Origin of the sequence: Aestuariimicrobium soli (assembly GCF_051192575.1) — a bacterium.
Classification (GTDB): Bacteria; Actinomycetota; Actinomycetes; order Propionibacteriales; family Propionibacteriaceae; genus Aestuariimicrobium; species Aestuariimicrobium soli.
The window spans coordinates 372588-397222 of sequence record NZ_JBPJSQ010000002.1; the positions used below are offsets into that span (position 1 = coordinate 372588).

Annotated in this window: 27 protein-coding genes, 1 tRNA gene and 1 other RNA gene; 3 read left to right on the top strand and 26 right to left on the bottom strand. The window is 68.2% G+C overall.

Annotation, left to right across the window (positions count from 1 at the left end; genetic code table 11):
* Positions 1-3 precede the first annotated feature (3 nt).
* From mtrA to ACSDQ9_RS03025, 7 genes are all read right to left on the bottom strand, one after another.
* Positions 4-651 carry an MtrAB system response regulator MtrA gene (gene mtrA, locus ACSDQ9_RS02995; RefSeq protein WP_435143751.1) on the bottom strand — a complete coding sequence of 216 codons (648 nt, stop codon included), beginning with the start codon at positions 649-651 and terminating at the stop codon, positions 4-6.
* A 135-nt stretch (positions 652-786) separates the two neighbouring features.
* Positions 787-1701 (bottom strand): hypothetical protein, encoded by a 915-nt coding sequence (locus tag ACSDQ9_RS03000; RefSeq protein WP_435143378.1) that lies wholly within the window; start codon positions 1699-1701, stop codon positions 787-789.
* The gene (locus ACSDQ9_RS03005; RefSeq protein ID WP_435143381.1) at positions 1701-2603 is read right to left on the bottom strand and encodes a hypothetical protein; all 903 of its coding nucleotides are present in this window, start codon (positions 2601-2603) and stop codon (positions 1701-1703) included. The genes ACSDQ9_RS03000 and ACSDQ9_RS03005 overlap by 1 nt, the downstream gene beginning before the upstream one ends.
* Before the next feature lie 11 nt (positions 2604-2614).
* Positions 2615-3343 carry a hypothetical protein gene (locus tag ACSDQ9_RS03010; RefSeq protein ID WP_435143383.1) on the bottom strand — a complete coding sequence of 243 codons (729 nt, stop codon included), beginning with the start codon at positions 3341-3343 and terminating at the stop codon, positions 2615-2617.
* A gap of 25 nt (positions 3344-3368) precedes the next feature.
* Positions 3369-3935 (bottom strand): YqgE/AlgH family protein, encoded by a 567-nt coding sequence (locus ACSDQ9_RS03015; protein ID WP_435143386.1) that lies wholly within the window; start codon positions 3933-3935, stop codon positions 3369-3371.
* A gap of 97 nt (positions 3936-4032) precedes the next feature.
* Positions 4033-4401, bottom strand: a transfer-messenger RNA (tmRNA) gene (gene ssrA / locus ACSDQ9_RS03020).
* Between the two features lie 118 nt (positions 4402-4519).
* Positions 4520-5164 (bottom strand): DUF1707 and DUF4870 domain-containing protein, encoded by a 645-nt coding sequence (locus ACSDQ9_RS03025; protein WP_435143388.1) that lies wholly within the window; start codon positions 5162-5164, stop codon positions 4520-4522.
* Between the two features lie 91 nt (positions 5165-5255).
* On the opposite strand from ACSDQ9_RS03025, the gene ACSDQ9_RS03030 reads away from it, so the two are divergent.
* Positions 5256-5627, top strand: a complete 372-nt coding sequence (locus ACSDQ9_RS03030) for an FKBP-type peptidyl-prolyl cis-trans isomerase (RefSeq protein WP_435143390.1) — start codon at positions 5256-5258, stop codon at positions 5625-5627.
* A 67-nt stretch (positions 5628-5694) separates the two neighbouring features.
* On the opposite strand, the gene ACSDQ9_RS03035 is transcribed toward ACSDQ9_RS03030, so the two are convergent.
* The 11 genes from ACSDQ9_RS03035 to ACSDQ9_RS03085 form a co-directional block, all read right to left on the bottom strand.
* Positions 5695-6363 (bottom strand): endonuclease domain-containing protein, encoded by a 669-nt coding sequence (locus tag ACSDQ9_RS03035; RefSeq protein WP_435143393.1) that lies wholly within the window; start codon positions 6361-6363, stop codon positions 5695-5697.
* A gap of 359 nt (positions 6364-6722) precedes the next feature.
* Entirely contained in the window at positions 6723-7199 is a 477-nt protein-coding gene (smpB, locus tag ACSDQ9_RS03040; protein WP_435143396.1) for an SsrA-binding protein SmpB, read from the bottom strand.
* Positions 7200-7249: 50 nt separating this feature from the next.
* The gene (locus ACSDQ9_RS03045) at positions 7250-7582 is read right to left on the bottom strand and encodes a TfoX/Sxy family protein (protein ID WP_435143399.1); all 333 of its coding nucleotides are present in this window, start codon (positions 7580-7582) and stop codon (positions 7250-7252) included.
* 16 nt (positions 7583-7598) lie between these two features.
* Positions 7599-9005, bottom strand: coding sequence for a M23 family metallopeptidase (locus ACSDQ9_RS03050; protein ID WP_435143402.1), 1407 nt, complete (start codon positions 9003-9005; stop codon positions 7599-7601).
* Positions 9006-9032: 27 nt separating this feature from the next.
* Positions 9033-9935, bottom strand: coding sequence for a permease-like cell division protein FtsX (gene ftsX / locus ACSDQ9_RS03055; RefSeq protein ID WP_435143405.1), 903 nt, complete (start codon positions 9933-9935; stop codon positions 9033-9035).
* A gap of 33 nt (positions 9936-9968) precedes the next feature.
* Positions 9969-10655 (bottom strand): cell division ATP-binding protein FtsE, encoded by a 687-nt coding sequence (ftsE, locus tag ACSDQ9_RS03060; protein ID WP_435143408.1) that lies wholly within the window; start codon positions 10653-10655, stop codon positions 9969-9971.
* 131 nt (positions 10656-10786) lie between these two features.
* On the bottom strand, positions 10787-11896 hold the full coding sequence (prfB, locus tag ACSDQ9_RS03065; protein ID WP_435143411.1) for a peptide chain release factor 2: 1110 nt from the start codon (positions 11894-11896) through the stop codon (positions 10787-10789).
* A 6-nt stretch (positions 11897-11902) separates the two neighbouring features.
* On the bottom strand, positions 11903-12361 hold the full coding sequence (locus tag ACSDQ9_RS03070; RefSeq protein ID WP_435143413.1) for a hypothetical protein: 459 nt from the start codon (positions 12359-12361) through the stop codon (positions 11903-11905).
* A gap of 56 nt (positions 12362-12417) precedes the next feature.
* Positions 12418-13425 (bottom strand): WXG100 family type VII secretion target, encoded by a 1008-nt coding sequence (locus tag ACSDQ9_RS03075; RefSeq protein WP_435143416.1) that lies wholly within the window; start codon positions 13423-13425, stop codon positions 12418-12420.
* A 2-nt stretch (positions 13426-13427) separates the two neighbouring features.
* Positions 13428-13760: a hypothetical protein gene (locus ACSDQ9_RS03080; protein WP_435143419.1), complete on the bottom strand. Its 333-nt coding sequence runs from the start codon at positions 13758-13760 to the stop codon at positions 13428-13430.
* Position 13761: 1 nt separating this feature from the next.
* Positions 13762-14664 carry a hypothetical protein gene (locus tag ACSDQ9_RS03085; RefSeq protein WP_435143422.1) on the bottom strand — a complete coding sequence of 301 codons (903 nt, stop codon included), beginning with the start codon at positions 14662-14664 and terminating at the stop codon, positions 13762-13764.
* A gap of 109 nt (positions 14665-14773) precedes the next feature.
* Here ACSDQ9_RS03085 and gdhA point away from each other — a divergent pair, with 109 nt between their 5' ends.
* Positions 14774-16123, top strand: coding sequence for an NADP-specific glutamate dehydrogenase (gdhA, locus tag ACSDQ9_RS03090; RefSeq protein WP_435143424.1), 1350 nt, complete (start codon positions 14774-14776; stop codon positions 16121-16123).
* A 19-nt stretch (positions 16124-16142) separates the two neighbouring features.
* Here gdhA and ACSDQ9_RS03095 read toward each other — a convergent pair whose 3' ends face one another.
* From ACSDQ9_RS03095 to ACSDQ9_RS03130, 8 genes are all read right to left on the bottom strand, one after another.
* Positions 16143-17765 (bottom strand): glycoside hydrolase family 36 protein, encoded by a 1623-nt coding sequence (locus ACSDQ9_RS03095; protein WP_435143427.1) that lies wholly within the window; start codon positions 17763-17765, stop codon positions 16143-16145.
* A gap of 20 nt (positions 17766-17785) precedes the next feature.
* Complete coding sequence (locus ACSDQ9_RS03100; protein WP_435143430.1) at positions 17786-18445, bottom strand: vitamin K epoxide reductase family protein; 660 nt, start codon at positions 18443-18445, stop codon at positions 17786-17788.
* A gap of 33 nt (positions 18446-18478) precedes the next feature.
* On the bottom strand, positions 18479-18862 hold the full coding sequence (locus ACSDQ9_RS03105; RefSeq protein WP_435143431.1) for a DUF1304 domain-containing protein: 384 nt from the start codon (positions 18860-18862) through the stop codon (positions 18479-18481).
* Positions 18863-18875: 13 nt separating this feature from the next.
* On the bottom strand, positions 18876-20459 hold the full coding sequence (locus tag ACSDQ9_RS03110; protein WP_435143434.1) for a DUF222 domain-containing protein: 1584 nt from the start codon (positions 20457-20459) through the stop codon (positions 18876-18878).
* Positions 20430-20503, bottom strand: a tRNA-Val gene (locus ACSDQ9_RS03115). The genes ACSDQ9_RS03110 and ACSDQ9_RS03115 overlap by 30 nt, the downstream gene beginning before the upstream one ends.
* Before the next feature lie 16 nt (positions 20504-20519).
* On the bottom strand, positions 20520-20984 hold the full coding sequence (locus tag ACSDQ9_RS03120) for a GatB/YqeY domain-containing protein (protein WP_435143437.1): 465 nt from the start codon (positions 20982-20984) through the stop codon (positions 20520-20522).
* Positions 20984-21979, bottom strand: coding sequence for an L-glyceraldehyde 3-phosphate reductase (gene mgrA, locus ACSDQ9_RS03125; RefSeq protein WP_435143439.1), 996 nt, complete (start codon positions 21977-21979; stop codon positions 20984-20986). Before mgrA ends, ACSDQ9_RS03120 begins: the two co-directional genes overlap by 1 nt.
* A 50-nt stretch (positions 21980-22029) precedes the next feature.
* Entirely contained in the window at positions 22030-22764 is a 735-nt protein-coding gene (locus ACSDQ9_RS03130) for a hypothetical protein (RefSeq protein WP_435143442.1), read from the bottom strand.
* Between the two features lie 55 nt (positions 22765-22819).
* Here ACSDQ9_RS03130 and ACSDQ9_RS03135 point away from each other — a divergent pair, with 55 nt between their 5' ends.
* Entirely contained in the window at positions 22820-24625 is a 1806-nt protein-coding gene (locus ACSDQ9_RS03135) for an ABC transporter ATP-binding protein (protein WP_435143445.1), read from the top strand.
* Positions 24626-24635: the final 10 nt, after the last annotated feature.

Sequence of the window (24635 nt, forward strand, 5' to 3'; positions counted from 1 at the left end):
GGCTCACTCGTCCTCGATCGGGTCTCCGGCCCGGTACCCGACGCCGCGCACGGTGATGACGGTCTCGGGGCGTTCGGGGTCGCGCTCGATCTTGCTGCGCAAACGCTGCACGTGCACGTTCACCAGCCGGGTGTCGGCGGCGTGGCGGTAGCCCCACACCTGCTCGAGCAGTTGCTCACGACTGAACACCTGGGTCGGACGACGCGCCAGCGCCAGCAGCAGGTCGAATTCCAGCGGCGTCAGCGAGATCAGGGTGCCGCGGCGGGTCACCGTGTGCCGCTCGGTGTTGATGTGCAGGTCACCGATGCGCAGCAGCGACGGGGCACTCTCCTCCACCTCGAGGCGGCGCAACCGGGTACGGATGCGGGCGACCAGTTCCTTGGCGCGGAACGGCTTCGAGACGTAGTCGTCGGCCCCGGCCTCAAGACCCGTGACCACATCGGTGGTGTCGGACTTGGCGGTCAGCATCACGATCGGCACCCCGGACTCCTGCCGGATGTCACGGCAGATCTGCACGCCGTCCCGCCCGGGGAGCATCAGGTCGAGCAGCACGAGGTCGGGCTTGGTCTCGCGGAACATCTGCAGCGCCTTCGAGCCGTGGCCGCAGCGCGCCGTGTCGAAGCCCTCCTGGCGCAACACGATCTGCAGCATCTCGGCGAGGGCTGAGTCGTCGTCCACCACCAGGATTCGCTGACGCACGCCCCCCCGGGTCGCTTCGGCCACCCCGATCGCCTCCTCGCACGCGCGTCACCCGTGCGGCGACGCCTCAGTACGCCATGGTAACGCTCAGGTGCGCGTGGGTCCGTTGCCGCCGCCGCGTCGGGCCGTCGCATCGGCCTCACTGGTGGCGATGGCGCGCATCGACTCCTGCAACTCGCTCAGGTCGAGCACCGAGACCTCCTGGGGCTGCCCGGCCACCGATTCGGGCCAGGCGCCGCCCTTGCCGAGGTTGGCGGTGCTGCCCATCATCTGGGTGAGCGTGTCGCGCAGTCGGAAGGCGGTGGGCCCCCACGCCGACTCGGGGGTCGAGAGGTCACGGCACCACTGCGACAGGCCGCGGAGCATCGCCGCCGCCTTCTCGGAGCGCACGAAGTACTTGTTGCCGAAGTCGACCTCGTTGTTGTGCGCGACCAGGTAGTCCGGCGGCTCGGGCGGTGCCGGAATGTTGTGCACCTCCGAGGTGACGATCCTGACCGACTGCACGACGACCTCGTGGATGTAGGCGTTGATCATGGCCAGGTACTCCGCCGCCTTGGCCCCGTTCTCGGCCATCTTGCGCAGCTCGGCCAGGGCGTTCTGCTGGGCCGGCAGCGCCCGCTTGTAGGCGTCGGCACCGGGCGAGGTCCAGGTCTCCAACTGCAGTTGCTGCTTCACCTGGTCCTGCACCCGTCCGATGCCGGCGGCCAGTTCGGTCCAGCTGGGCTGTTCCTGCTCGACCAACTGCGACAGCGCCGCCGACTTCGGGGCGTAGAACTGCTCGAGCGTGCCCGACAGGTCGTCCTCGGCTCGCTGCACCTTCGGGGGCACGTCGTCCATGCGCCGCTTGATGGCCTTCTTCTTCGAGCAACTCCACCACTTGGCTCGCCTGAGGGCGCGCTGGGCCTCGTCCATGTCGAACTGCACGGCCCGGCCGACGCTCTCCGACAGGCTCATCGTCTCGGTCATGATGTCATCGATCGTGGTGAGGCGGCTGGTGCTCATCACTGCTCCTCGTTGATCGTGCCCGACTGGCGAATCTGGTCGTCCTGCAGGGTGCGGTAGCTGCCGGCGTTGGCCGACAGCTTCATGCCCATCTCGGTGAAGGTGCGCTGGGCGTTCTGCGCCCAGGTGGCGACGTCGCGCTGCAGCCCGCGGTACTGCTCGCTCGGCGGGGTGACGAAGCCGAAGATGTCACTGTCACCGGCAGACCTCTGCTGCGCCATGCCCAGCACCGAGGCCAACTCGTCGCCCACCCGCGCCCAGCCCTGCCCGGTGGTGGTGAGGTTGCCGGGGTCGACGTCGATCACGTCGCCCGGACGAACGCCCCCGCCCGTCCACCCGGAGCCGTAACCCGGGCCGGGCTCGAAGGTGTGGGTGCCCGGCACGTAGGGGGTCGACCCGGACGAGGCGCCCCAGCCGCCGGTCCCCCAGCCGCCGGCACCGGCCCCATCGGCGTCGGGGAACAGGTCGGCGATGCCGTCACCGTCGGTGTCGATGCCGCCCTCGACGTGCGCGCCGGCGGCACTGGTGCCGAACCCGCCCGAGCCAGCGGCACCGGAGACTCCCCGGGAGAGCGCACCGCCACCGGCCGCGACGCTACCGGCCGCGACGCTGCCGGGAAGCTGAGCGGAGGCCGCGGCTCCTGCGGCGCCCGCTCCCCCGAGTCCACCGGCGGTGCCGGTGCCCGCGTGGCCGCCGGCCATGGGCATCAGCGGCATTCCAGCCGGGCGACCCTGCCGTGACGACGACACCTCGCGGTTGGGGTCGATGCGCTGCTCGTCGTGCTCGACGACGTGCATCCAGTCGTCGGTGTCGGCGGAGTAGCCGCGCGCCCCCGATTTCTGGGCGCGCTGGGCCTCGGCGGCGCGGCTCCCGCTCGTCTCTGGGCCGTTGGGGGTATTCATGGGCACACCTCTCACGCGAATCCGCGGCCGAGCATGGCAGTCAGCTCGTCGCGGGTGGCCGTCAGTTGATCGATCAGGTCGTCGCGTTCACTGCGCTCATAGGCCGGCGGCACCCACGCCGCCCGGGCCGCGCGATGGGCCTCGACGATGCCGTCGGACAGTTCCTTGATGCGGGCGCGTCCCAGCCATCCCTCGTTGAAGGCGATCGCCGACAGCGCGCCGGTGGGGTTGAGCGTGATCCGGATGTTGCCGTGCGCCCCGAAGCCGTCGGTCCAGCGGTTCTCGTGGCGTCCGCGAACCTCGGCCGGCAGGGCCAGCAGGCGGCGGTTGAGTTCCGCGGACCGTTCGCGCAGGTCGGCCAGCGCCTCCCACGACATCGGACGAGGGGCCGGGCGATCGTCCGCCGGAGCGACGGAGCGGAACGCCTCACCCTCGCGGTGGTTGTTGATCAGCATGAAGATCTGGCCGAACGCCTGGGCGAGCGATCCCTGACCCAGACGCGAGCGCCAGTGCACCGACATGCGCACTCGGCCGATCAGGTCGTCCTCGTCGAGCCAGACCGTCGCGATCCCCCATGGATCGGGAAATCCCTGATCGGGAGCCCAGGGGGTCTCGTCGTCCGCATCCTCGTCGTCGAGTTCGTCGTCGGCACCCTGCAGTCGGGTGGACGCGGTGACGTCGTCCTCGTCGGAGGGATCATCCCCCCACCCGAGCGCCGTCGGGTCGGTCAGTGTGGCCACGGCACCAGTGTCGGGTTCCGAAGGGTCAGTTCTGGTCGGCGTCCGCGACCCAGGTCGACAGCAGCGAGAGTTCCCCACCCTGACGGCGCAGCACGCGGCGCCACAGGTCGCGCTGGTCCGCCCCGAACAGGTCGGCATCACGGGCTGGAACGCGATACCAGTCGCCGCGCAGCAGTTCGCCCTCGAGTTGCCCCGACTCCCAGCCGGCATACCCGGCGAAGATGCGCAGATTGGCATAGGCACCGCTCACGATCTCGGTGGGCGTGTCCAGGTGCAACAGCCCGACATCACCGTTGACCCGGCGCCATCCGGGCGGTTCCTCGCTGGGGTCGTTGAGTCGGGCGACGCAGATGGCGCCGTTGGGTGAGACCGGCCCGCCGTTGAACAGCTGCTGGGGCGGGCTCACCAGGGGCACCCAGGTGGGCAGCACCTCGTCCAACTCGGCCTCCGAGAGCCGGTTGAGGACGACGCCGAGGGCGCCGGAGTCGTCCGCGTCGAGCAGATAGACGACGGTCTGATGGAAGAACCCGCCGTCCATCTCGGCGTTGGCCACCAGGAGTTCACCCGCGCGGGGTCGGCTACCAGTGCTCACGGCTCCATCCTTGCACGCCGCCGATGCCCGGTACCTCGGCACACCACAACGCCCCCGGCACCTCACCTGACGGTGGGCCCGAGGGCGTGCAGCACGGGGGTGGAGGTGGCGGGAATTGAACCCGCGTCCTCAAGAGGCGAACCAGGACTTCTCCGGGTGCAGTCGTCATGGCGTTCTGCTCGGCTCCAGTGCTTCTGACGACAGATCACTGACAAGCCCAGCCGCAGAAAAGTCCCACCTCTCCCCTGCGGCGCAGGAGAGGCAGCAAGCCTCCTTGATGAGGCCAGGATCCGGGCGGAAGGCTACGCCCGGTCTGACCCTTCGGTCACTGCTCAGGCAGCGAGAGCGAAGTCTGCGCGAGTGTTGTCGGCAGTTATTGGTTTCCGGGGAACGTTCACGAGATGACCCCAGATTCTCGACCCGCTTCTCCTGGGACTACCGTCCCAAGTCGAAACCAGTCACCCCCTGTTGAGTTGTGCCGCCTCGCCCCGACCGGGGTTGGAGGTGGCCACGATTTCGTCCGAGCTCTGAGTCGAACCGGCACCGCGTCGCCGAAGATCCAGCATACCGGGTTGCCCGGCTGGTCAGCGACCCAATTCCCGGTGGCCCTCGTTCTCGTTCAGCAGCTTGACCGGGTTGAGCTTGCTGAGCAGGGTGTCGGAGTCCTCACCGCTGGCGGCCTTGGCACCGCCGACGATGGTCATGATCAACCAGCCGATCACCACGATCGGAATCAGGAATCCGAAGGCGTCGAAGATCGACGACAGGGTGATGGCGCCCGCCAGAGCGATCGACAGCGCGATCTGGGTGTTGAACGCCTTGGCGGCCTCGCGATGGGCGAAGGTGCCGCGGGTGGTGGCGGCATAGGTGATCGCCGGGCCGAGGAAGCCCACCCCCAGGGCCGAGAAGTGGGCGAAACCGGCGGCGCCCTTGCCGGCGCGGCCGTCGCGGTGCTGGTTGAGCATCGGGGCGTAGGCCGGGTGGGCGCCCACCGCGGCGCTCGACAGCGGAATGGTGACCAGGCCGGAGAACGCGCGGTTCAGGTCGGCACGAGTGCGGGCCAGCAGGGCCTGGCCGACGCGCTGGTCGAGTTCCTCAGCGGTCAGGCGACCCTCGGCGTAGGCGGACTGCAGGTAGGCGAGCGCGCGGTCGCGCTGGGGCTCGGTGACGAGCAGCGAGTTGTTCGGGTGGTGCTGGGCCGGCGGGAAGGCCGGGGCGGGCTGGATCATGGTGCCAAGTCTGCTCCACGGGGCAGCACCCACGTCATCGGGAGCGACCCGGAATCCCCCCGGAGTGACGGCATCCACTAGCCTCGAACCCATGACTGAGAAGCCAGAAGTTGAGTTCCCCGAGGGCCCGGCACCGACCGAGCTCGTCATCACCGACCTGATCGAGGGCGACGGCGAGGAGGCCAAGGCCGGCCAGACCGTCGCCGTGCACTACGTGGGTGTCGCCTACTCCAGCGGCGAGGAGTTCGACTCCAGCTACGGCCGCGGTGAGCCGCTGTCGTTCCCGCTGGGTGCCGGCATGGTCATCCAGGGCTGGGACCAGGGTGTGCAGGGCATGAAGGTGGGCGGACGACGCCAGCTGGTCATCCCCGCCCACCTGGCCTACGGCGACCGTGGCGCCGGTGGCGTCATCAAGCCCGGTGAGACCCTGATCTTCGTCTGCGACCTGGTCGGCGTGCGCTGACCTGACGCAATCTCGACTGCTCGTCGCCGCCGAGGCCCTGTCTGGGGGTCTGGGTGGCGACGAGCAGTCATTTTTGCGTCATCGCGAACGCCCGCACCGATTCCACCAGAGCATCGACGGTGGTCCACGTGAACCTCAGCACCGTCCAGCCCGCGAGCTGCAGGTCGTTCTGACGCTCGTGATCGGCGCTCAGTTGTGCAGCGGTCGAGTGATGGGTGAAACCGTCCAGCTCGATGACGAGCCGCAGACTGGGGAAGGCGATGTCGGCATAGAAGGTCGCGCGCGCTGTGCGGATCCTCAGGTTGGCCTTCCACCCGGTGATGCAGGCCGCACGCAGCATCCGATGAGCCCGCCGCTCCAGGGCTGACCACGGTTCGTCGCGGGAGTCGAGCAACCAAGCCGCCTTCTCGGCTCTCCCCCGCCCGCGGACAGGGAAAGAGGCAAGCGCAGTGCGCAAGTGAGCCAGCGTGGTCGCCCGTCGGCGCAGCGCCTCGTCGATGGGATCTGCTCCGCGGGTCTCGGTGAGCTCCAGCACGGACCGTGCGGGATGCGTGACGACCAGGCCCCGACGGTGGATCACCCAGTCACGGTCGATCGTGCACTGGTTTCTCGTGAGCCAGTCCGCTTGCATGCGTGAGCCGGCCACGCTGACGGTGCTCACGTCGAGCTCCGGCCACCAGGCCAGCCAGGCCGCCACGTCATGGGTGAACACGGCACTCGGCGTGGTGGCGGCCACCGCCCCCACAAGATGGTCGGGCCTCAGCTCGCCGGGCAGTCGGTAGACGCCGGGAGCCACGCGAACGAGTTCCCCGGATCGGGCAGCACGCTGCAGTGTCGACCGGCGACGCGGGTGGTGCCGCTCGGCAATGACTCCCCATTGGTCGGGCAGGTCTCGTAGTTCGTCCTCATGCACACCTGAGTTGTGGTCCCGGCGGTGACGAGAATCCCAGTTGTCCACAGGATTTCTTCGGCGAAGGTCCCACCTGTGGGCAACTCCCGAACAGCCACGACAGGTGCCACTGACGTGATAATGACTGCTCGAGCCCCGAGAACCCCCCGTGGTGCGGGTGGCGGCGACGAGCAGTCACTTTTGCGTCAGCGGCGACGGCGGTTGCGGTCGGCCAGTTCCCGCTGCAGGTCACGCTGGGCGTCGCGGGCGGCGATGGTCTGCCGCTTGTCCCAGTCCTTCTTGCCGGTCGCGACGGCGATCTCGACCTTGGCGTAGCCGTCGGAGAAATAGATCGACAGCGGCACGATGGTGCGCCCCGAGTTGCCGATCTCGCGGGCCAGCTTGTCGATCTCCTTGCGGTTCAGCAGCAGCTTGCGGGTGCGGCGGGTGGCGTGGTTCGTCCAGGTGCCGAAGGCGTACTCCGGAATGTGGGCGTTCCGCAGCCAGACCTCGCCGTCGTCCACGGTCGCGAAGGCGTCGACCAGCGAGGCCCTCCCCTGCCGCAGCGACTTGACCTCGGTTCCGGTGAGCACCATGCCGGCCTCGAAGCGGTCACCGACGTGGTAGTCGTGGAACGCCTTCTTGTTCTGGGCGATGAGCTTGCGGCCCTTCTCGCGTGGCATGGTCTCGTCCGATCTCGTGGGGTGCGACCGCCCAGCCTACCGGCCGCCACTCATTGCGCGGGCATGGTTTTCACGTGGGCGACGGCCAGGTCGACGAGGCGCTGCAGGGCCTCGTCGTCGGCCACGGCTTCGGGAGCGACCAGCAGCCACCCCTTCATCGACCGGCCGCGCATCTCCATCTCGACCACCCGGTCTCCGTCGACGAGATCGTCGGCCATGGCGTCGCTGCTGCGCAGCATCAGCGAACCACCGGACGCGGCGGCCGCGGCCATGTTGCCGTGCACCATGAACCCCAAGCCGCCGAACATCTTCTTCTCGGTGACGGCATCGACCCCGCCCAGCGCCGCGCGGATGCGCTCGGCGAGGACGGGGTCGAAGGCCATGTCAGGTACCCGGAACTCAGTAGATGCTGGTCATCGGGTTGGTGACCGAGCCGTTCACCCAGACCATCAGGTGCAGGTGGCACCCGGTCGAGTAGCCGGTCGAGCCGACGTAGCCGATGATCTGGCCCTGGCTGACGCGCTGGCCCACGTTGACCACGTAACGGATCGCGTGGTTGTAACCGGTGGTGACGTAGCGGCCGTTGACCATGCCGTGGTCGATCATCAGGCGATTGCCGTAGCCGGCGTTGTAGTACTTCTCGGCCACGACGCCGGCGCGGGCGGCGCGGATCGGCGACCCGCAGGCGGCGCCGAAGTCAGTGCCGTCATGCAGCTTCCAGTAGTGCAGCACCGGGTGCAGGCGCATGCCGTACTGCGAGGTGATGGCCGCACCCGAGGGGTAGATCCACGCGGCCGACGAGCTGCCCTGGTTCGAGGTGGCCGGGCGGCTGGTCGAACGCGACGACGTCTTGGCACGCGAGCTGGTCGACGCCTTGGCGCGCTGGGCGGCGGCGGCCTTCTCACGGGCGATGCGGTCACGCTCGGCCTTGGCGGCGGCGGCCTTCTGCGCGGCGATGCGGGCAGCGATGCGACGGTCGACGGCAACGCTCTCGGCCTGCAGCGAGACCTGACGCTGCTGCTCGGCCTTCACCTGCGCGTCGGCATTGATCTTCGCCTTGGCGTTGGCGGCGTTGGCGATCGCGACCTGCTGTTCGGCGGACGAGGCCTCGGCCTCGAGACGCTGCGAGGTCTTCAGGCCCGCGGCGGCTTCGGCGCGGAGCTTGGCGACCTTGGCCTCGGCCTGGGTGGCCTGGGCCTGCGCGGCGTCGGCCTTCAGCTTGAGCGCCGTCAGCCGGTCCATCTGCGCGCTGGTCGAGTCGAGCACCGTGGTCGACCACTGCACCTTCTGGTTCAGGTCGTCGATGGTGGTGTGGGTGAACAGGATGCCGTAGCCGGCCAGCGGGTTCTGCTGCTGCATCGTCTCGCGCACCCGGGAGCCGGACTCCTTCTGCCAGGCGTTCACGGCAGCCAGGGCGGCGGCCGCCTCGGCCTGCGCCTGCCTCAGTGCCGCCTGGGCCACGCTGAGCTCGCTGGCCCGCTGCCGGTCGAGGGCCTGCGACTGCTGGAGGGCCGAACGGGCCTTGGCCAGCTTGGCCTGGGCGTCGGCCAGGGCTGCCTGCGACTGCTGCAGGGCCTGGGCGGCGGCGAGGGCCTGGGTGTTGGCCTCGTCGAGGTCAACCTTGTTCTGGGCGATCTTCGCGGAGACTGCCTTCTTCTGCTGGTCGAGCTCGTCGGCGTGGGCGGCCTGGGTGGAGCTCAGCCCCACCGACAGGGCGACCAGTCCGGCGAGCGCGGCGCGGGTGACAAGACGAAGTGCCTGGGCGTGGCGGGATCCGCGAGGAGCGGGGGGAAGGTCCCGAATCACAGCTGTACCCCTTCTCTGACACCTACGTCAGACGCGCAGGTATCGCTTGGTTGCTATCAGCGTCGGGATGATAGACAGCCCCACTGCCGCCACCGCAACCCATCCGATCACTCCGTACACGTCTCCACGGTCAATCCACCGTAAACTCGAGAGTGAGACTTGAGCGTTCCTCACGATCGCAAATTCGTGCAGTCCAAGCAAGGCCCCGGAGGCAAGAAGTGCCCCGATGACGCCCGTCAGCAGGCTCTCGAGCAGGAACGGCATCATGATGTACCCGTTGCTGGCGCCCACCAGCCGCATGATCCCCAGCTCCCGGCGTCGGGCGAACGCCGCCATCCGGATCGTGTTCGCGATCTGCACCCACGCCGCGACCAGCAGCAGCCCGGCCAGCGCGACCGTGCCCCACTTGAGCAGGTTCAGGGCCGAGAAGATCTTGTCGAGAATCAGGTGCTGGTCGACGACGGCCTGCACCCCGGGCATCACGCCGGCCTCGGCGACCACACCCTTGTACTGCTCGGGGTTGACCAGCTTGATGCGATACGAGTCCTGCATCTGGTCGACGGTGAGCGTGTCGAGCAGCGGCGAGTCCTTGAAGGTCTCACGGAAGGCGTCGTAGGCCTGCTGCTTCGACTCGTAGTGCACCTGGGCGACCTCGGGGTTCTTCTCCAGGGCGGCTTTGATGGCCTCCTTCTGGGGCTGGGTCGCATCCTGCCCCGGGTCACAGTTGCCCGAGGACGAGTCCTTCACGCACAGGAAGACCGAGACCTCGATCTTGTCGTACCAACGGTCCTTGGTGACCTCGACCTGCCGGTTGATCAGCAGGCCCATGCCGAACAGCGTGAGGGAGACGAAGATCGTCACCACCACGGCGGCATTCATCGCCAGGTTCCGGCGCAGACCTGACCAGGTTTCTCGCAGGGTGTGTCGCATGGATCTCTCTCGTTCCGGGTCGCGCGGCGCCGCTCAGGCGGTGCCGTACACGCCCTTGCTCTGGTCGCGGATGACCTGGCCCGATTCGAGCTCGATGACTCGCCGGCGCATCTGGTCGACGATCGTCGAGTCGTGGGTCGCCATGATCACGGTGGTGCCGGTCTTGTTGATGCGGTCGAGCAGCTTCATGATGCCCACGCTGGTCGCCGGGTCGAGGTTGCCGGTGGGCTCGTCCGCAATCAGGATCTTGGGACGATTGACGTAGGCGCGGGCGATGGCCACGCGCTGCTGCTCGCCGCCGGAGAGTTCCTCGGGCAGCCGCTGACCCTTGCTGGCCAGACCGACCGTCTCGAGCGTCTCGGGCACCACCTTCTTGATCTCCGACGTCGGACGACCCAGCACCTGCAGCGCGAAGGCCACGTTCTCGTAGACGGTCTTGCCCGGCAGCAACCGGAAATCCTGGAAGACGGTGCCGATCTGACGACGCAGGCCGGGAACCTTCCAGCCCTGCAGTCGGTTGAGGTCCTTGCCGAGCACGAAGACCGTGCCCTTGCTCGGGCGGTACTCGCGCAGGATGAGGCGCAGGAAGGTCGACTTGCCCGACCCGGACTGGCCGACGAGGAAGACGAACTCGCCCTTCTCGATCTCAACGTTCACGTTGCGCAGGGCGGGCTTGGTGCCGCCCTCGTAGAGCTTCGTGACGTCCTCGAAAGTGATCACAGTGCGTCCTCGGTCGGGTCGACGATGGGGGAAGGCGTTCCTGAGGTTTTCTCAGGCCGACGTCGTGAGTCTAGGTGAGTGCGCTGAACACGCAAGCAGCCACGCCCGCGGGGCGCGAGCTGGTGGGGGGCTCAGGCGTCGTCCGAGCTGCGACGCCAGCGGATGCCCGCGTCGATGAACCCGTCGATGTCGCCGTCGAAGACGGCATCGGGGTTGCCGACCTCGTGATCGGTGCGCAGGTCCTTGACCATTTGGTAGGGGTGCAGCACGTACGAGCGCATCTGCGAACCCCAGGAGTTGCCGGCGTCACCCTTGAGGGCGTTCATCTCGGCCTCGCGCTCCTGACGGGCGCGCTCGAGCAGGCGCGACTGCAGCACCCGCATGGCCGCGGCCTTGTTCTGCAGCTGCGACTTCTCGTTCTGACAGCTCACCACGATGCCGGTCGGCAGGTGGGTGAGGCGCACGGCGGAGTCGGTCGTGTTCACCGACTGACCACCGGGGCCGGACGACCGGAACACGTCCACCCGCACGTCGGCCTCGGGGATGTCGATGTGGTCGGTCTCCTCGGTGACCGGCAGCACCTCGACGCCCGCGAACGAGGTCTGGCGTCGTCCCTGGTTGTCGAAGGGCGAGATGCGGACGAGCCGGTGGGTGCCCTGTTCGACCGACAGGGTGCCGTAGGCGAAGGGAGCCTTGACCGAGAAGGTGGCCGACTTGATGCCCGCCTCTTCGGCGTAGGAGATGTCGTAGACCTCGCAGGGGTAGCTGTGGCGCTCGGCCCAGCGGGTGTACATGCGCAGCAGCATCTGCGCGAAGTCGGCGGCGTCGATGCCACCGGCCTCGGAACGAATGGTGACCATGGCCTCGCGGGAGTCGTACTCCCCCGACAGCAGGGTGCGCACCTCGAGGGCCTCGATGGCCTTGCGCAGGGAGCCCACCTCGGACTCGACCTCGTGCACCGAGTCGGCGTCGCCCTCGTCGGCGGCCATCTCGAGCAGCAGGTCGGCATCGTCGAGACGCTGGCGCAGCTTCTCGACCCGCTGCACCTCACCCTGCAACAGCGACAGCCGCGAGGTGACCCGCTGGGCATTCTCCTGGTCGTCCCACAGGTCGGGGGCGGCCACCTGCTCCTCGAGCTTCGCGATCTCCTGCTTCTTGGAGGCAGGGTCGAGCACGGCCTCGATGGAGTCCAGCGAGTGCCGCAGGGTGGAGATGGTCTCGGTCAGGTCAGCAAGTGCCACGAGAGGTCACTCTACCGCCCGGCCCGCGGTCCACCTGTGCACCAGTCGAGCGGCTCCCCAGATGAGGGCCAGCCAGACCAGCCCCAACCCGATCACCAACGGGATCCGGGCCCAACTGGGCATCACCCAGACGTCGGCCGAGAGCAGCACCTCCTCGGTGGTGACCGTCGTCTGCTTGTACTCGTCGATGGTGCTGACGCCGCGAACACGCCCCACCACCTCGACGGTGCCCGTGAGCGGCTTTCGTCCGCGGACCAGCACCTTCTCCCCCACCTGGTGGCCGTCGCTGCCCGACCACGAGGTGAGCCGCGCCTGGCATTCCTGCCACGGCCAGGCCCGCCAGCAGGACGAGACCGCGGCCCGGCCTCGTCCGGTCTCGAGGTCGTAGGTGGCCGTGCCCAGCAGGTCACTGGCGGTGGGCACCACGAACGCCCCCAGCAGGAACCCGATGATCAGTGTGGCCATCACCGCAGGGTGGGCACGCCGCTGCGAGCGCCCGCGGGCGGGTCGAGCGGCCACCCTCAGTAACCCTCGGGCAGGTCGTTGACGTGGGCGGGCGCGCCGGCATCGGAGGCGTCGGCGGCCTTGTCGACACCGCCGGTGACCCGCTTGCCCCACTTGTAGGCGTCGTTGAAGCCCTTGTAGCCGGGCATGTTCTGGTTGAACGGCACGCGCGTGTCCCCGGGGAGCCGCGGCGTCGGACCGCCCGGGATGCCGGAGTTGCCAAACCCGCGGGCGGCGCTTCGTCCGAACCGCGAGGCCGCCTGCCGCAGCTTCTCGGCGGCGACGTAGAACGAGCGACCGGAGCCACCGAGCTTCTTGACCAGGTCACCCATCTTGGTCATCAGCTTCGACAGGGTCTTCGAGAACTTGCCGGCCATCATCGCCATGCGCGCCGAGAACCAGGAGGTGAACGCCCCGATGGACGCCCCGAAGCTGGGGATCGCCGACGCGGCGGCGAGCAGGGCGGCCTTCACCACCTCGGTGATGAAGTCCTTCAGCATCTGCAGCATGAACTCGCGGAAGGTCTTGACCACGGCCCCGGCGAGGTTCACCCAGCCGGCCACCCCGTTTGCGGCCTCATTGGCCTGCTGGTAGAGGGCGTGGCAGTGACGCACCACACCCTTGTAGGCCTCGCTGGCGGGGCCCTCCCAGGTGCTCAGGGTGCCCAGCGAACCGACGAAGGCATTGCCGTGCTCGGCGATCGAGGTGCCGGTCTGGCGCCACTTCTGGGAGACCTCGGAGATCTGGTCGGGGGCGCCGAGCAGCCAGTCGACGGGCTTCTTGATGAACTCGACGTTCTTCACCAGCCAGTCCACGAGGAAGCCGACGGCCGAACCGATGAGGGCACCCAGGGGGTCGAGCGCCGTGTTCAGGATGCCGAGGGTGGTGTCGGCCAGCGAGGTGACGTCATTGAAGCGGAGCTTGCCGTCGCCGAGCGCCTGGGTGGCGTTCACCAGATCGCTGTAGACAGGCAGCTTCAGTTCCGCTCCCCCGAAACTCCGGTTGGCGAGGGTGGGGTTCGACATGGTCACTCTCCGATCGAGTTGAGGTCGTTGACGATCTGCGAGGTGCGATCGATGTGATCGGTCTCGGTGTCCTGGTAGGCCTGAATGGTCGACTGGAGCCCGTCGGTCATGCCGTCGAGCAGGTCGGAGAGGCTGGTGAGCACGTCCTCGGCCCCCTGCGCGGTGTGCGACAGGATCGGGTGGGCGATCTGGCCGATCAGGATGCCGTACATCTCCTTGCCGCCGGCACCGGTCGCCGACATGCCCGAGGCGGCGCCGCTGATGGCACTGTGCTGGCTCGAGACCTGTCCCTTGTGCGAGGCGATGGCGCCCAGGTCGTACTTGTAGTCGGTCATGTCACTCTCCCTGGTGGGGGCTGGTGGGCTGGTCGGGCGTGCTCAGCAGGCCGGTGGTGGGGTCGTCGGCGACGGTCAGGCCGTCAATGGCCGCGAACAGCTGCTGCTGGGCCTCGCCCTGGGCCGTCGCGTAGACCTCGGCGAAGTCCTGGGTCAGCACGTCGGCACTGATGTTGCGAAAGGCGGGGCGGAAGGTCAGGTCGACGAGTCGTCCGGCACCGTTGACCACCACGGTCAGGTACTTGGACGAGGCCTCCGCCTCGATCCGCTCGATGCGTTGGGGCAGGTCGCGGGCCCCGTCGACCAACGCCTGCACCTCACGCTGCAGGTCTTCGAGAATCTGGTTCTCGTCCACCCCCAGGTAGCTGGGGTTCCAGCCCTCGACGTCCGACATCATCTCCGCGAGGTTCTCCGAGACGATGACGTGGGGGTCGGCCTGCTCGTCGGCCCACGCCATCACCTCCTCGAAGTTCAGCTGGTCGGGCGGCGTCGGGGGCTGCTCCTGCGCACGCGAGTGCCCCTCGAAGTCCTCCGACTCGTCGCGCGCCTGTTCACGCACCTCGGCAGGCACCGACTCGCGCATCTGCTGACCGATCTCGGGGGCGTCGAGAATGCGCGCCACGGCGCTGGCCTGCCCGTTGGCGGACGCGACGCCGAGCCTCGCCACCGCCTCGAGGATGGCCTTGCGCAGCTGGACGGGGCTGGTCTCGATGGCCTCGTCGGTGAACTCCAGCGAGCGCACCTGGGTCGGTCCGAGCATGGTCAGCGTGAAGGTGTCGGTCTGCTCGACGGCCTCGTGCGCGGCCAGCGCCGCACCCAGTTCGTCCGCCTTCTGCTGCCACTCGACCGACAGGTCGTCGTAGTCCTGGGCGATGGTGCGGAAGTCGGGTTGGTCGGAAATCATGGCGTCAACGCTACGCAATCGAAGTACCAGCTCAGCCCCGCCGGGGGCCCGACGGCCGCGATTTGGGTACGGGCACTCACCGGTCTGAGCGGTGGATACAGTGCCGCACATGACAGATGCCGTGCATCCGCACTTGACCCGCATGTTCGACGAGGTGGCCGCCCGCAACCAGGGCGAGCCGGAGTTCCTCCAGGCCGTCGGAGAGGTCATGCGTTCGCTGACCCCGCTGGTCAACAAGCGCCCCGACTACGCGCAGTGGTCGGTGCTGCAGCGCATGGTCGAGCCCGAGCGCCAGATCATCTTCCGGGTGCCGTGGATGACCGATGCGGGTGAGGTCAAGGTCAACCGGGGCTTCCGGGTCGAGTTCAGTTCGGTGCTCGGCCCGTTCAAGGGCGGGCTGCGGTTCCACCCCAGCGTCAACCTGTCGATCGTGAAGTTCCTGGGCTTCGAGCAGGTCTACAAGAACTCGCTGACCGGGTTGCCGCTGGGCGGCGGCAAGGGTGGCTCGGACTTCGACCCCAAGGGTCGCAGCGAGACCGAAGTGATGCGGTTCTGTCAGTCGTTCATGACCGAGCTGTACCGCCACGTCGGCGAGTACACCGACGTGCCGGCCGGTGACATCGGCGTGGGCGGGCGCGAGATCGGCTATCTGTTCGGGCAGTACAAGCGCATCACCAACCGCTTCGAGGCCGGGGTGCTCACCGGCAAGGGCATCGGCTGGGGCGGCTCGCTCGTCCGCACCGAGGCCACCGGCTACGGCACCGTCTTCTTCGTCGAGCAGATGCTGGCCGAGAAGGGCGAAGACCTCGAGGGACGACGCGTGGTCGTCTCGGGCTCGGGCAATGTGGCGATCTACGCCATCGAGAAGCTGCACCAGTTGGGTGCCGTGGTGGTCGCGTGCTCGGACTCGTCCGGCTACGTGGTCGACCCCGACGGCATCGATCTCGAGACGCTCAAGCAGGTCAAGGAGGTGCGGCGCGAGCGGATCGCGGCCTATGCCGAGGCCCGCCCGTCGGCTCGTTTCGTGACCGAGGGGTCGATCTGGGACGTGCCCTGCGAGGTCGCGCTGCCCTGCGCCACCCAGAACGAGTTGGACGAGGCGCATGCCGCCACGCTGGTGAAGAACGGGGTCAAGGTGGTCGCCGAGGGCGCCAACATGCCCACCACGATCGCTGGCGCCGACCTGTTCCACTCCGCGGGCGTGCTCTACGCCCCCGGCAAGGCGTCGAACGCCGGTGGCGTCGCGACCAGCGGCCTCGAGATGCAGCAGAACGCCAGCCGCGACGCGTGGCACTTCGACGCCACCGAGCAGCGTCTGAAGCAGATCATGACCGACATCTACACGACCTGCCGCGACACCGCCGCCGAGTACGGCCACGCCGGCGACCTCGTGGTGGGCGCCAACCTGGCGGGCTACCTCAAGGTCGCCGATGCGATGATCGCCCAGGGCGTCGTCTGACGGATCACGCTCTGGGGGGTCACGCCCGGGCGAGTACCGCCGACCCGTACGCGGGAATCGGGTCGGCGACGGGCCGCGCGGCCCCGGAGGCGTCGGTGACCGCGGTCACCCGCCACTGCTCGCCGCCGACCAGCTGGACTCCGTCGCGCGGCGAGCCGTTCAGCACCAGCACCTCGTCGGCCGCGAGCGTGCCGAGGTCGACCAGTTCGGGGCGCCACACCGCCACCACCGATCGCCGATCGAGGGTGGCGGAGGCCTGGGTGTACCCGAGTTCGGAGCCCTGCACCTGCGGACGACCGAACAGGGCGACGTCGCGCCAGGCGCGCCAGAGCTCGAGGTGATGGGCGACGGCCGACCGCTGCACGGTGTCGAGACTGGCCAGCGGCATCGAGACCTGCGGCACCGAGAAGAAGGTGCTCTGGAACTGCTGGGCGACGGCCACCGCTCCCCCGTCGCGGGCCCACATCAGCGGGTCGGCATGCACCACGGCGCCCTGCCGTTCGTCGGCCGGGGCGAGGAACAGACGCAGGTCGAGCGATCCCTGTCGGTTCACCACGGCATCGGCCGGGCAGTCGCCCACCCTGATGCAGTTGCCGAAGGCCGTGATCGCCGGTGACACGTAGGGCTGCCGGAACTCGATGACGGGGTCGGGCAGGCTCGCGTCGGTCAGGCCCTGGCGCACCTGGGCCAGCATCTGGCGCATGGCCTCGCCGACGTCGTCGATGTCGCCGGTGGACGGGGTGTCGGCGTAGACCATGGCGTCGTTGAGGAAGTCGATCTTGAGGCCGGCCACACCGAAGTCGGTGACGATGCGGGCACAGGTGTCGGCGACGAACTGCCGCACCTGCGGGTGGCGGGGGTCGAGGATCCACATTCGGTTGCGCTCGTTGGCCTCGGGGGCGAACCTGCCCATCGTCTCGACCAGCGGGGAGTCCATGCCCAACAGCAGCGGGGCCACCCAGATGACGGTCTCGAGGCCGAGCGCCCGCAGGTCGTCCACGGTGGCGCGCAGGTCGGGGAACTTGGCGGTGTCGGGGGTCCATTCGCCGCACATGGCGTAACCGCGGCCGTGCCCACCGACCTGCCAGCCGTCGTCGATGAACAGGCTGCCGCAGCCGAGCTCGGCGGCCAGTCGGCCCTCGGCGAGCACGTTGTCGTGGTTCACGTCTTGGGTGTAGGTGTACCAGGTCGAGAAGACCGGCTCCGTGGCGGTCGCCGGACGAGCCATCGAGGCCACCTGGTTGGCCTGGCCGAGCCAGGCCGCCAGCTCGGCGACGGTGTCGGCCAGGGGTGCGGGGGCGTCGACTCGTCCGATGGTCAGGCTGCGGGCCTGCTGGGAGGGTGCCACCGAGAACCACAGTCGCACCGACTTGTGCTCCTCGCTGACTCCCCCACGCACCTGCACCTGGCCGACGACCTCCGAGCAGGCGATGCCCCACAGGGCGGTGCCGGCGGCATCGTGCAGCACCACGACGGGCGCGGACTGCACGAGGCTGGTGGTCGTCCGGTGGGCCCAGTCGGGCGGCAGGGTGCGGTGGCCGCGGGAGTCGGGGGTCCAGAAGCCGACGCCAGCGCCGAGCGGGAGCTCGACCTCGAACTCGAAGGGCTGGCCGGGTTCAAGGGTGTGGGTCTCGGTGATCACCCGACCAAGCCTAGGCACCCTCAGAGCAGGGTCGACCAGTAATACCAGAACCTGAATCCGATGGTGATCACCAGCACGAGCACCCACGCGACCAGGGCGGGCCAGGCCAGGTCGCCGACGATGTCGAGCGCCGTGCTGCCGCGGTGGTGCGCCAGCGCCTTGAGGTTGCGGGCGGTGGTGAAGCAGAACAGCGGGATCATCACGGCCCACACGACCATGCAGTAGGGGCACAGCGCGCCGATCACATGGATGCTCTGGAACTGCAGCCAGGCCACGAAGACTGCCCCGAACGTGACCCCCAGTTGCGTGCCGATCCAGAACCACGGACGAAGCCGCGCCCCCGCGAGGATGGCGGCGCCGACCATCATGACGGCCGGGAATCCGGCGACGCCGATGATCGGGTTGGCGAATCCGAAGACCGAGGCCTGTGGGGTGACCATCACCGAGCCACAGCTGAGCACCGGGTTGAAGCTGCAGCTGGGCACGTAGTCGGGGTTGGCGAGCAGCAGCATCTTCTCGATGACCAGGGCCGCCGAGGCGACCAGGGCGATGGCGCCGCCGACGAGCATGAGCCAGGCCAGGCCGAGGGGGCGGTGCGCGGGTAGATCCTGGTCGTCGAACACATCCTGATCGTCGGGCAGGTCGTCCACGCGCTCGTCGGTGGCGGGGTCAGCGGTCATGGCTCCCATCCTTGCAGGTCGAGCCAGCGTGACTCAGAGCAGCCCGATCACCAGCGCGATGATGCCGACCAGCGGGACCAGTCCCTGCTTGAGGGCGGCGCCGCGCTTGTCGGGGCTGGACGCGAACAGCACCAGGCTGGCCGCCACCATCGAGCCCGCCCCGGTCAGCGCGAGCGCCGACCCGACGTCGTGGCGTCCGGCGGCGAAGAAGGCGATGCCGACCCCCACCGTGATCGCCAGGAAGAGGTTGTAGAAGCCCTGGTTGTAGGCCAGTTCGCGCGTCGCCTCGGCTTCCTCCGCGGAGGTGCCAAAGGTGGCGCGCACGCGGGCGCTCGTCCAGCCGAAGGACTCCATCCAGAAGATGTAGACGTGGACGAGGGCCGCCAGCCCGATCAGGGCCAATCCAATGATGGTCACAGCTCATCGTCCCTCATTCGAGGGGAATCTGGCAGAAGTCTTCCTGGTCGAGGACGAGGGTGCAGGACTGGGTCACCAGGTAGCGGTTCTTGAGTGGTGAGGTCCACAGGTAGCAGCCGGGAATGGGTTGTTCGAGAATCCAGCCGCCGTGGGTTTTCGCTCGGTGGGCTTTACGGTCGAGGGGACCAAGGTTGCCGGTGGAGGTCTGGCCGGGTGGGCCGTTTCTGGAGTAGGCGCGGGTGTGGTCGAGGTCACAGGCCCGGCTGTTCTTCTTGGAGAACGGGAAGACACTGACGGGGTTGCGCACGTGGACGGCTTCCCGCAGGTGATCGGGGACTTCGTAATGATCCGACGGTCGCAATGAATCGACGGTCAACACCGGCCGCAGGCTCACCCGGTGATGGCCGAGCAACTCCGTCAGCCAGCCGACGAGCAGCGGCCCGAGCTGTTCGGCGCGAACCAACCCGGTGGGGTCGGTGTCACAGCGCTGCAAGGTCTGGTCGGACAGATGCACCCGCACCTCCGCGCGAGGCAACAACCTCTCCGGATCAACCGTGATCACACCGCAGGTGTGACCGCGCTGCCCGAACGCGGGACAGTCCAGGTCAAGATCACCCTCATCGACCAGAGCGGGGGTCTCGTCGAGCAGCGACGCCTGGATCAACTGCAACGCCCGCGCCGGGCTGCCCAACACCCCCAACGCTTTCGCCCGCCGCACGTCGATGCTGTCGGTGTCACCGGCCGCCTTGAAGATGTCCGCCAACCGCGCCACCTGGGCATCGAGGGTGACCGCGTCAGCGGAGTCGAGGGTCGCCGCCACGTTGGTGGTGTGACCGTCACCATCCCCGGCCACGGTGACATGCCGCCGGGCACGGGCCCGCGCACGATCATCGGTGGCCTCATCAGCCTTCAACTGCCTCACCAAAGCCCGAGCGTGGGTTTCGAGACGGGTCGGGGTCATGCCGGCCGCGTAGGGGGCGAGGCGGGCATCGAACTCCTCGGCCTGCTCCGCATCCAAGCTCTTGGAGATCTCCGCGAGTTGGCGGGCCTGCCACACCTCCAACCGATCGTTCTTCAGCACCTGCCACAAGCCAGCAAGCCGGAACTTGACCGCCAACGCGTCCCGCATCAACGCCCACGCCGCCGTGTCACTGATCCTGAGCCTCGGCCCCAACTCCAGGGCGGCGAACTCCGGAACCAGCGGGGTGCCCTCACCCGCGATCCGCGACAACCGCTCCCCATGCATCACCGGAACCACACCCGACGCATCGCGGGCACCCCCACGAATCATCGCCTCCCGGCCCGCCAACTCGGCATACTCGGCGGCCAACTGGAACTCAGCCAACGCCGCCCGGCGCTTCACCGACCGCATCCGGACGATCCCGTCCAACGCCTCAGCAGCCGTGTCAGCCCACACCGCATCAGTGCGCCGCAAATCCGGCACCTGATCAACCCCATCAAGCAGGGTTCCGGCGAACTGTTCCATGGAACAATCGTACGCGCCCGCACTGACATTTACTACGGGTGACAGCTGTTCTGTTCGATATTTCGACCTCGTGGGTAACCGTGGGCGCAGAGGGACTTGAACCCCCGACATCCTGCTTGTAAGGCAGGCGCTCTGACCAACTGAGCTATGCGCCCGAACCGGGTCATCCTCTCAGGACAACAGGCTCCTCACCAACGCCGCCACCTGGCCACCGTCGGCTCGTCCGGCGGCTCGCTGGTTCACCGCGCGGATGATCTGACCCATCTGCTTCATCGTCGGGCGCTCTCCCCCGGACGACGCGGCCTCGATCTCTTCCTCGACGATGGCCGCGAGTTCGTCCGCGGTCAGGTCGGCGGGCAGGTAGCGCTGCAGCACCCCCACCTCGTCCAGCTCCTTGGCCGCGAGTTCGGGACGACCGCCGCCGGCGTAGGCCTCCGCGGAATCCTTGCGGCTGCGCACCTCGCGGGTGAGCAGTGCCTGCACCTCGTCGTCGGAGAGCTCACGGGCCTCGTCGCCGGCGACCTCGGCGGTGGTGATCGCCGCGAGCACCATGCGCAAGGTGCCCTTGGTGAGGTCGTCGTGAGCCTTCATGGCCGCGACCATGTCGGCCTTCAACTGATCCTTCAGGCCACTCATCACGCCACCACCTCGTCGATCGCCTTCAGTTCCTCGTCGGAGAAGCTCAGGTTGTCGAGCGTCCCCAGGTTGGTCTCGAGTTGGTCGACGGACGACGCCCCGATGATCACCGAGGTCATCCGCTCGTCGCGCAGCGCCCAGGCCAGCGCCATCTGGGCCAGCTTCTGGCCACGGGCCTGCGCGATCTCGTTGAGCGCGCGCACCTTGGCGATCGTCTCGTCGGTGATGGCGTCGGCCTTGAGCGAACCGCCGCGGGCCGCCCGACTGCCCTCGGGAATGCCGTCGAGGTAGCGGTCGGTGAGCACACCCTGGGCCAGCGTCGAGAAGGCGATGATGCCCATGCCCTCGTCGGCGCAGGCGTCGACCAGGCCGCCGGTCTCGATCCAGCGGTTGGTGATCGCGTAGCTGGGCTGGTGGATCAGCAGCGGGGTGCCGAGGTCACGGGCGATCGCGGCCGCCTTGCGGGTCTGCTCCGCGTCGTAGCTGGAGATGCCGATGTAGAGGGCCTTGCCGGCGCGCACGGCGCGGTCGAGGGCCCCCATCGTCTCCTCCAACGGAGTCTCGGGGTCGAAGCGATGGGAGTAGAAGATGTCGAAGTAGTCCAACCCCGTGCGCTTCAGAGACTGGTCGAGGCTCGCCAACACGTACTTGCGGGAACCACCGCCCTGCCCGTACGGCCCGGGCCACATGTCGTAGCCCGCCTTGGAGCTGATGATCAGCTCGTCGCGGTAGGGCCGGAAGTCCTGCGCGTGCAGGGCACCGTAGTTGAGCTCCGCCTGTCCGTAGGGCGGGCCGTAGTTGTTGGCCAGATCGAAGTGGGTGACACCGCGGTCGAAGGCCCGCCGCAGAATGGCGCGTTGGGTCTGACTCGAGCCGACGTCACCGAAGTTCTGCCACAGTCCGAGGCTGATCACCGGCAGTTTCAGACCACTCGACCCGGTGAACCGGTAGGTCATCTGCTCGTAGCGATCGGGGGCAGCGAGGTAGCTCGTCATGCGGACGAGCCTATCCCTCCGCTGCCCCCGTCACTTCACAGATTCAAGCCTCAGGCCACCCAGTACGAGTACAGGTCGGCCCCCATCACCGTGAACCTCAGCGACACCTGCTGCCCCGCCAACGATCCCAGGCTCTTGCCGGGGAACTTGGCGGTGGCATCGGGCCGGTCACCCGTCACCGGGAGCGAGGTGTAGCCCGGAATCGGTGTGCCGTCGGCGCCGAGCACGGTCACCTTCACGCTGCCGCCCGCGTGCACGTCGGCATTGAGGTGCAGGTCACGCCCGGTGAAGGTGATCGGCTTGGTGACGATCTCGCCGGCATCCCCCAGCCCGGCCGACGAGGCATTGCTCATCGATACGAAGCCGTCGCGTCGCCAGGTCACCAGCCCGGTCTGCCCCACGAGGTTGTCCCGGTCGGGGTTGCCCGGCTCGGCGCCACCGTGGCCGTTGTTGAACCCGGCGTAGTACATCGAGATGGTGGTGTCGTCCACCAGCACGGGCATGCCGTAGATCTGGCTCTCGAGGCCACCGATCTTGAGCGCCCCGCCATCATCGGCCGAGTCCCAGGTGAGGTTGCTGACGTCGCCGTCGAGCAGCAGCGGCTTGTCGCTGACGTCGCTCCAGTGCAGCCCGTCGGGCGAGACCATGCCGTAGTACCCCAGCGTCTCGTTGACGACACCGGTGCGGAACACCAGCATCGCGTAGCGGCGATCAGCGGGTGCGGTCGGGTTGAAGGCGATGGTGCCCGACGAGGCCACCACGATGTTGTCGGCGGTGCTTGGCACCCACGCCCGAACACATGAAACCTCGTTTCATGTTGGCGTCGCCTAGGCTGATCCGGTGCGCAGCCTCACCAAACTGCTTCGCCACGTCGACGAGCTCACGTGGCACTACATCGGCATCGCCGTCGCCTCGATCCTGATCGCCGTCACCTCACTGCTCGGCCCCTTCATCATCAAGGGCGCCACGGACGAGGTGGTCGCCACCGTGCAGGGTCAGGGCAGGGGCGTGACCACCATCATCTGGTTCGCCGTCGCCCTGCTGGTCGCCGAACTGCTGCAGACCCTGTTGCGCAACATCGCCGGCTTCTGGGGCGACATGATGGGCGCCCGGATGCGGGCCATCCTGTCCAGCCGTTACTACGCCAAGCTGCTGCGGCTGCCGCAGCGCTACTTCGACAACACCCTGTCGGGGTCGATCATCGCAAGGCTGAACCGCTCGATCACCGAGGTGACCAACTTCCTCAACGGGTTCGCCAACAACTTCCTGCCGATGCTGGTGACGCTGTTCGCCGTGCTGGGCATCTCGGCCTACTACTCCCCGTGGCTGGCCATCGCCCTGGTCGTGATCTTCCCCGTCTACACCTGGCTGACCTGGCTCACCAGCCCCCGCTGGCAGCGGCTCGAGAAGGCCAAGAACGAGCACGTCGACTCCGCCGGCGGTGCCTTCGCCGAGGTCGTCGGCCAGATCAAGGTCGTCAAGAGCTTCGTCACCGAGCGGCGTGAGCTGGCCCGGTTCACCGACGACTACGACGCCACCATCGGCCTGACCCGGTCACAGTCGAGCTGGTGGCATGTCATGGACGTGGTGCGCAATGGCGCCCTCGCCCTGATCTTCTTCGCCGTGCACGCCCTGATCCTCGTGCAGACGGTGCGCGGCCAGTACTCCGTCGGCACCATGGTGATGCTGATCCAGCTGGTCACCATGGCCAAGATGCCGGTCTCGGGCATGAGCTACCTGGTCGACATCTCCCAGCGGGCGGTCGCCGGCTCGAAGAGCTACTTCGAGGTGATGGAGGAGCCCGAGGAGTCGGACGAGTTGGGCACCGCCGAGCGCACCGAACGCCGGCTGGCCGACCCCTCGCCGGGCGAGCCCGCCCTGGTCTTCGACCATGCCTCGTTCGCCTACTCCGACTCGAAGACCGACGTGCTGTCGGGGGTGAGTTTCACGGTGGCCGAGGGCGAGAAGGTGGCCCTGGTCAGCGAGTCGGGCGGCGGCAAGACCACCATCGTCAACCTGCTGCTGGGCCTGTATGCCCTCAGCGGGGGACGGATCCTCGTCCACGGTCAGGACCAGTCGAAGGCCGACCTGTCGGCCGTGCGCGCGACCATCGGTGTCGTCTTCCAGGAGCCCGCCCTGTTCTCGGGCACCATCCGCGAGAACATCGCCTACGGACGACCCGACGCCACCGACGAGCAGATCGTCGAGGCCGCCACGCGGGCCAACGCGCACCCGTTCATCGAGCGCTTCGACGACGGCTACGACTCGCTGATCGGCGAGCGCGGCCTGAAACTCTCCGGCGGGCAGAAGCAGCGCATCGCGGTGGCCAGAGCCATGCTCAAGGACGCGCCCATCCTGATTCTGGACGAGGCCACCTCGGCCCTCGACACCCGGTCGGAACGTCTCGTGCAGGCCGGGTTGGACGACCTGATGAGCGATCGGACCAGCATCATCATCGCCCACCGCCTGTCGACCATCGCGACGGTCGACCGCATCATCACGCTGCGGGACGGGCACGTGGACGAGGTCGGCACCCCCGCCGAACTGGCCGTCTCGGGCGGCATCTACAACGAGCTGCTCGACCTCCAGGCCACTGGCGGCAAGAAGAGCCGCAAGGCGCTGGAGGGCTACGACATCGCCGGCTGAGCTGCGCCGA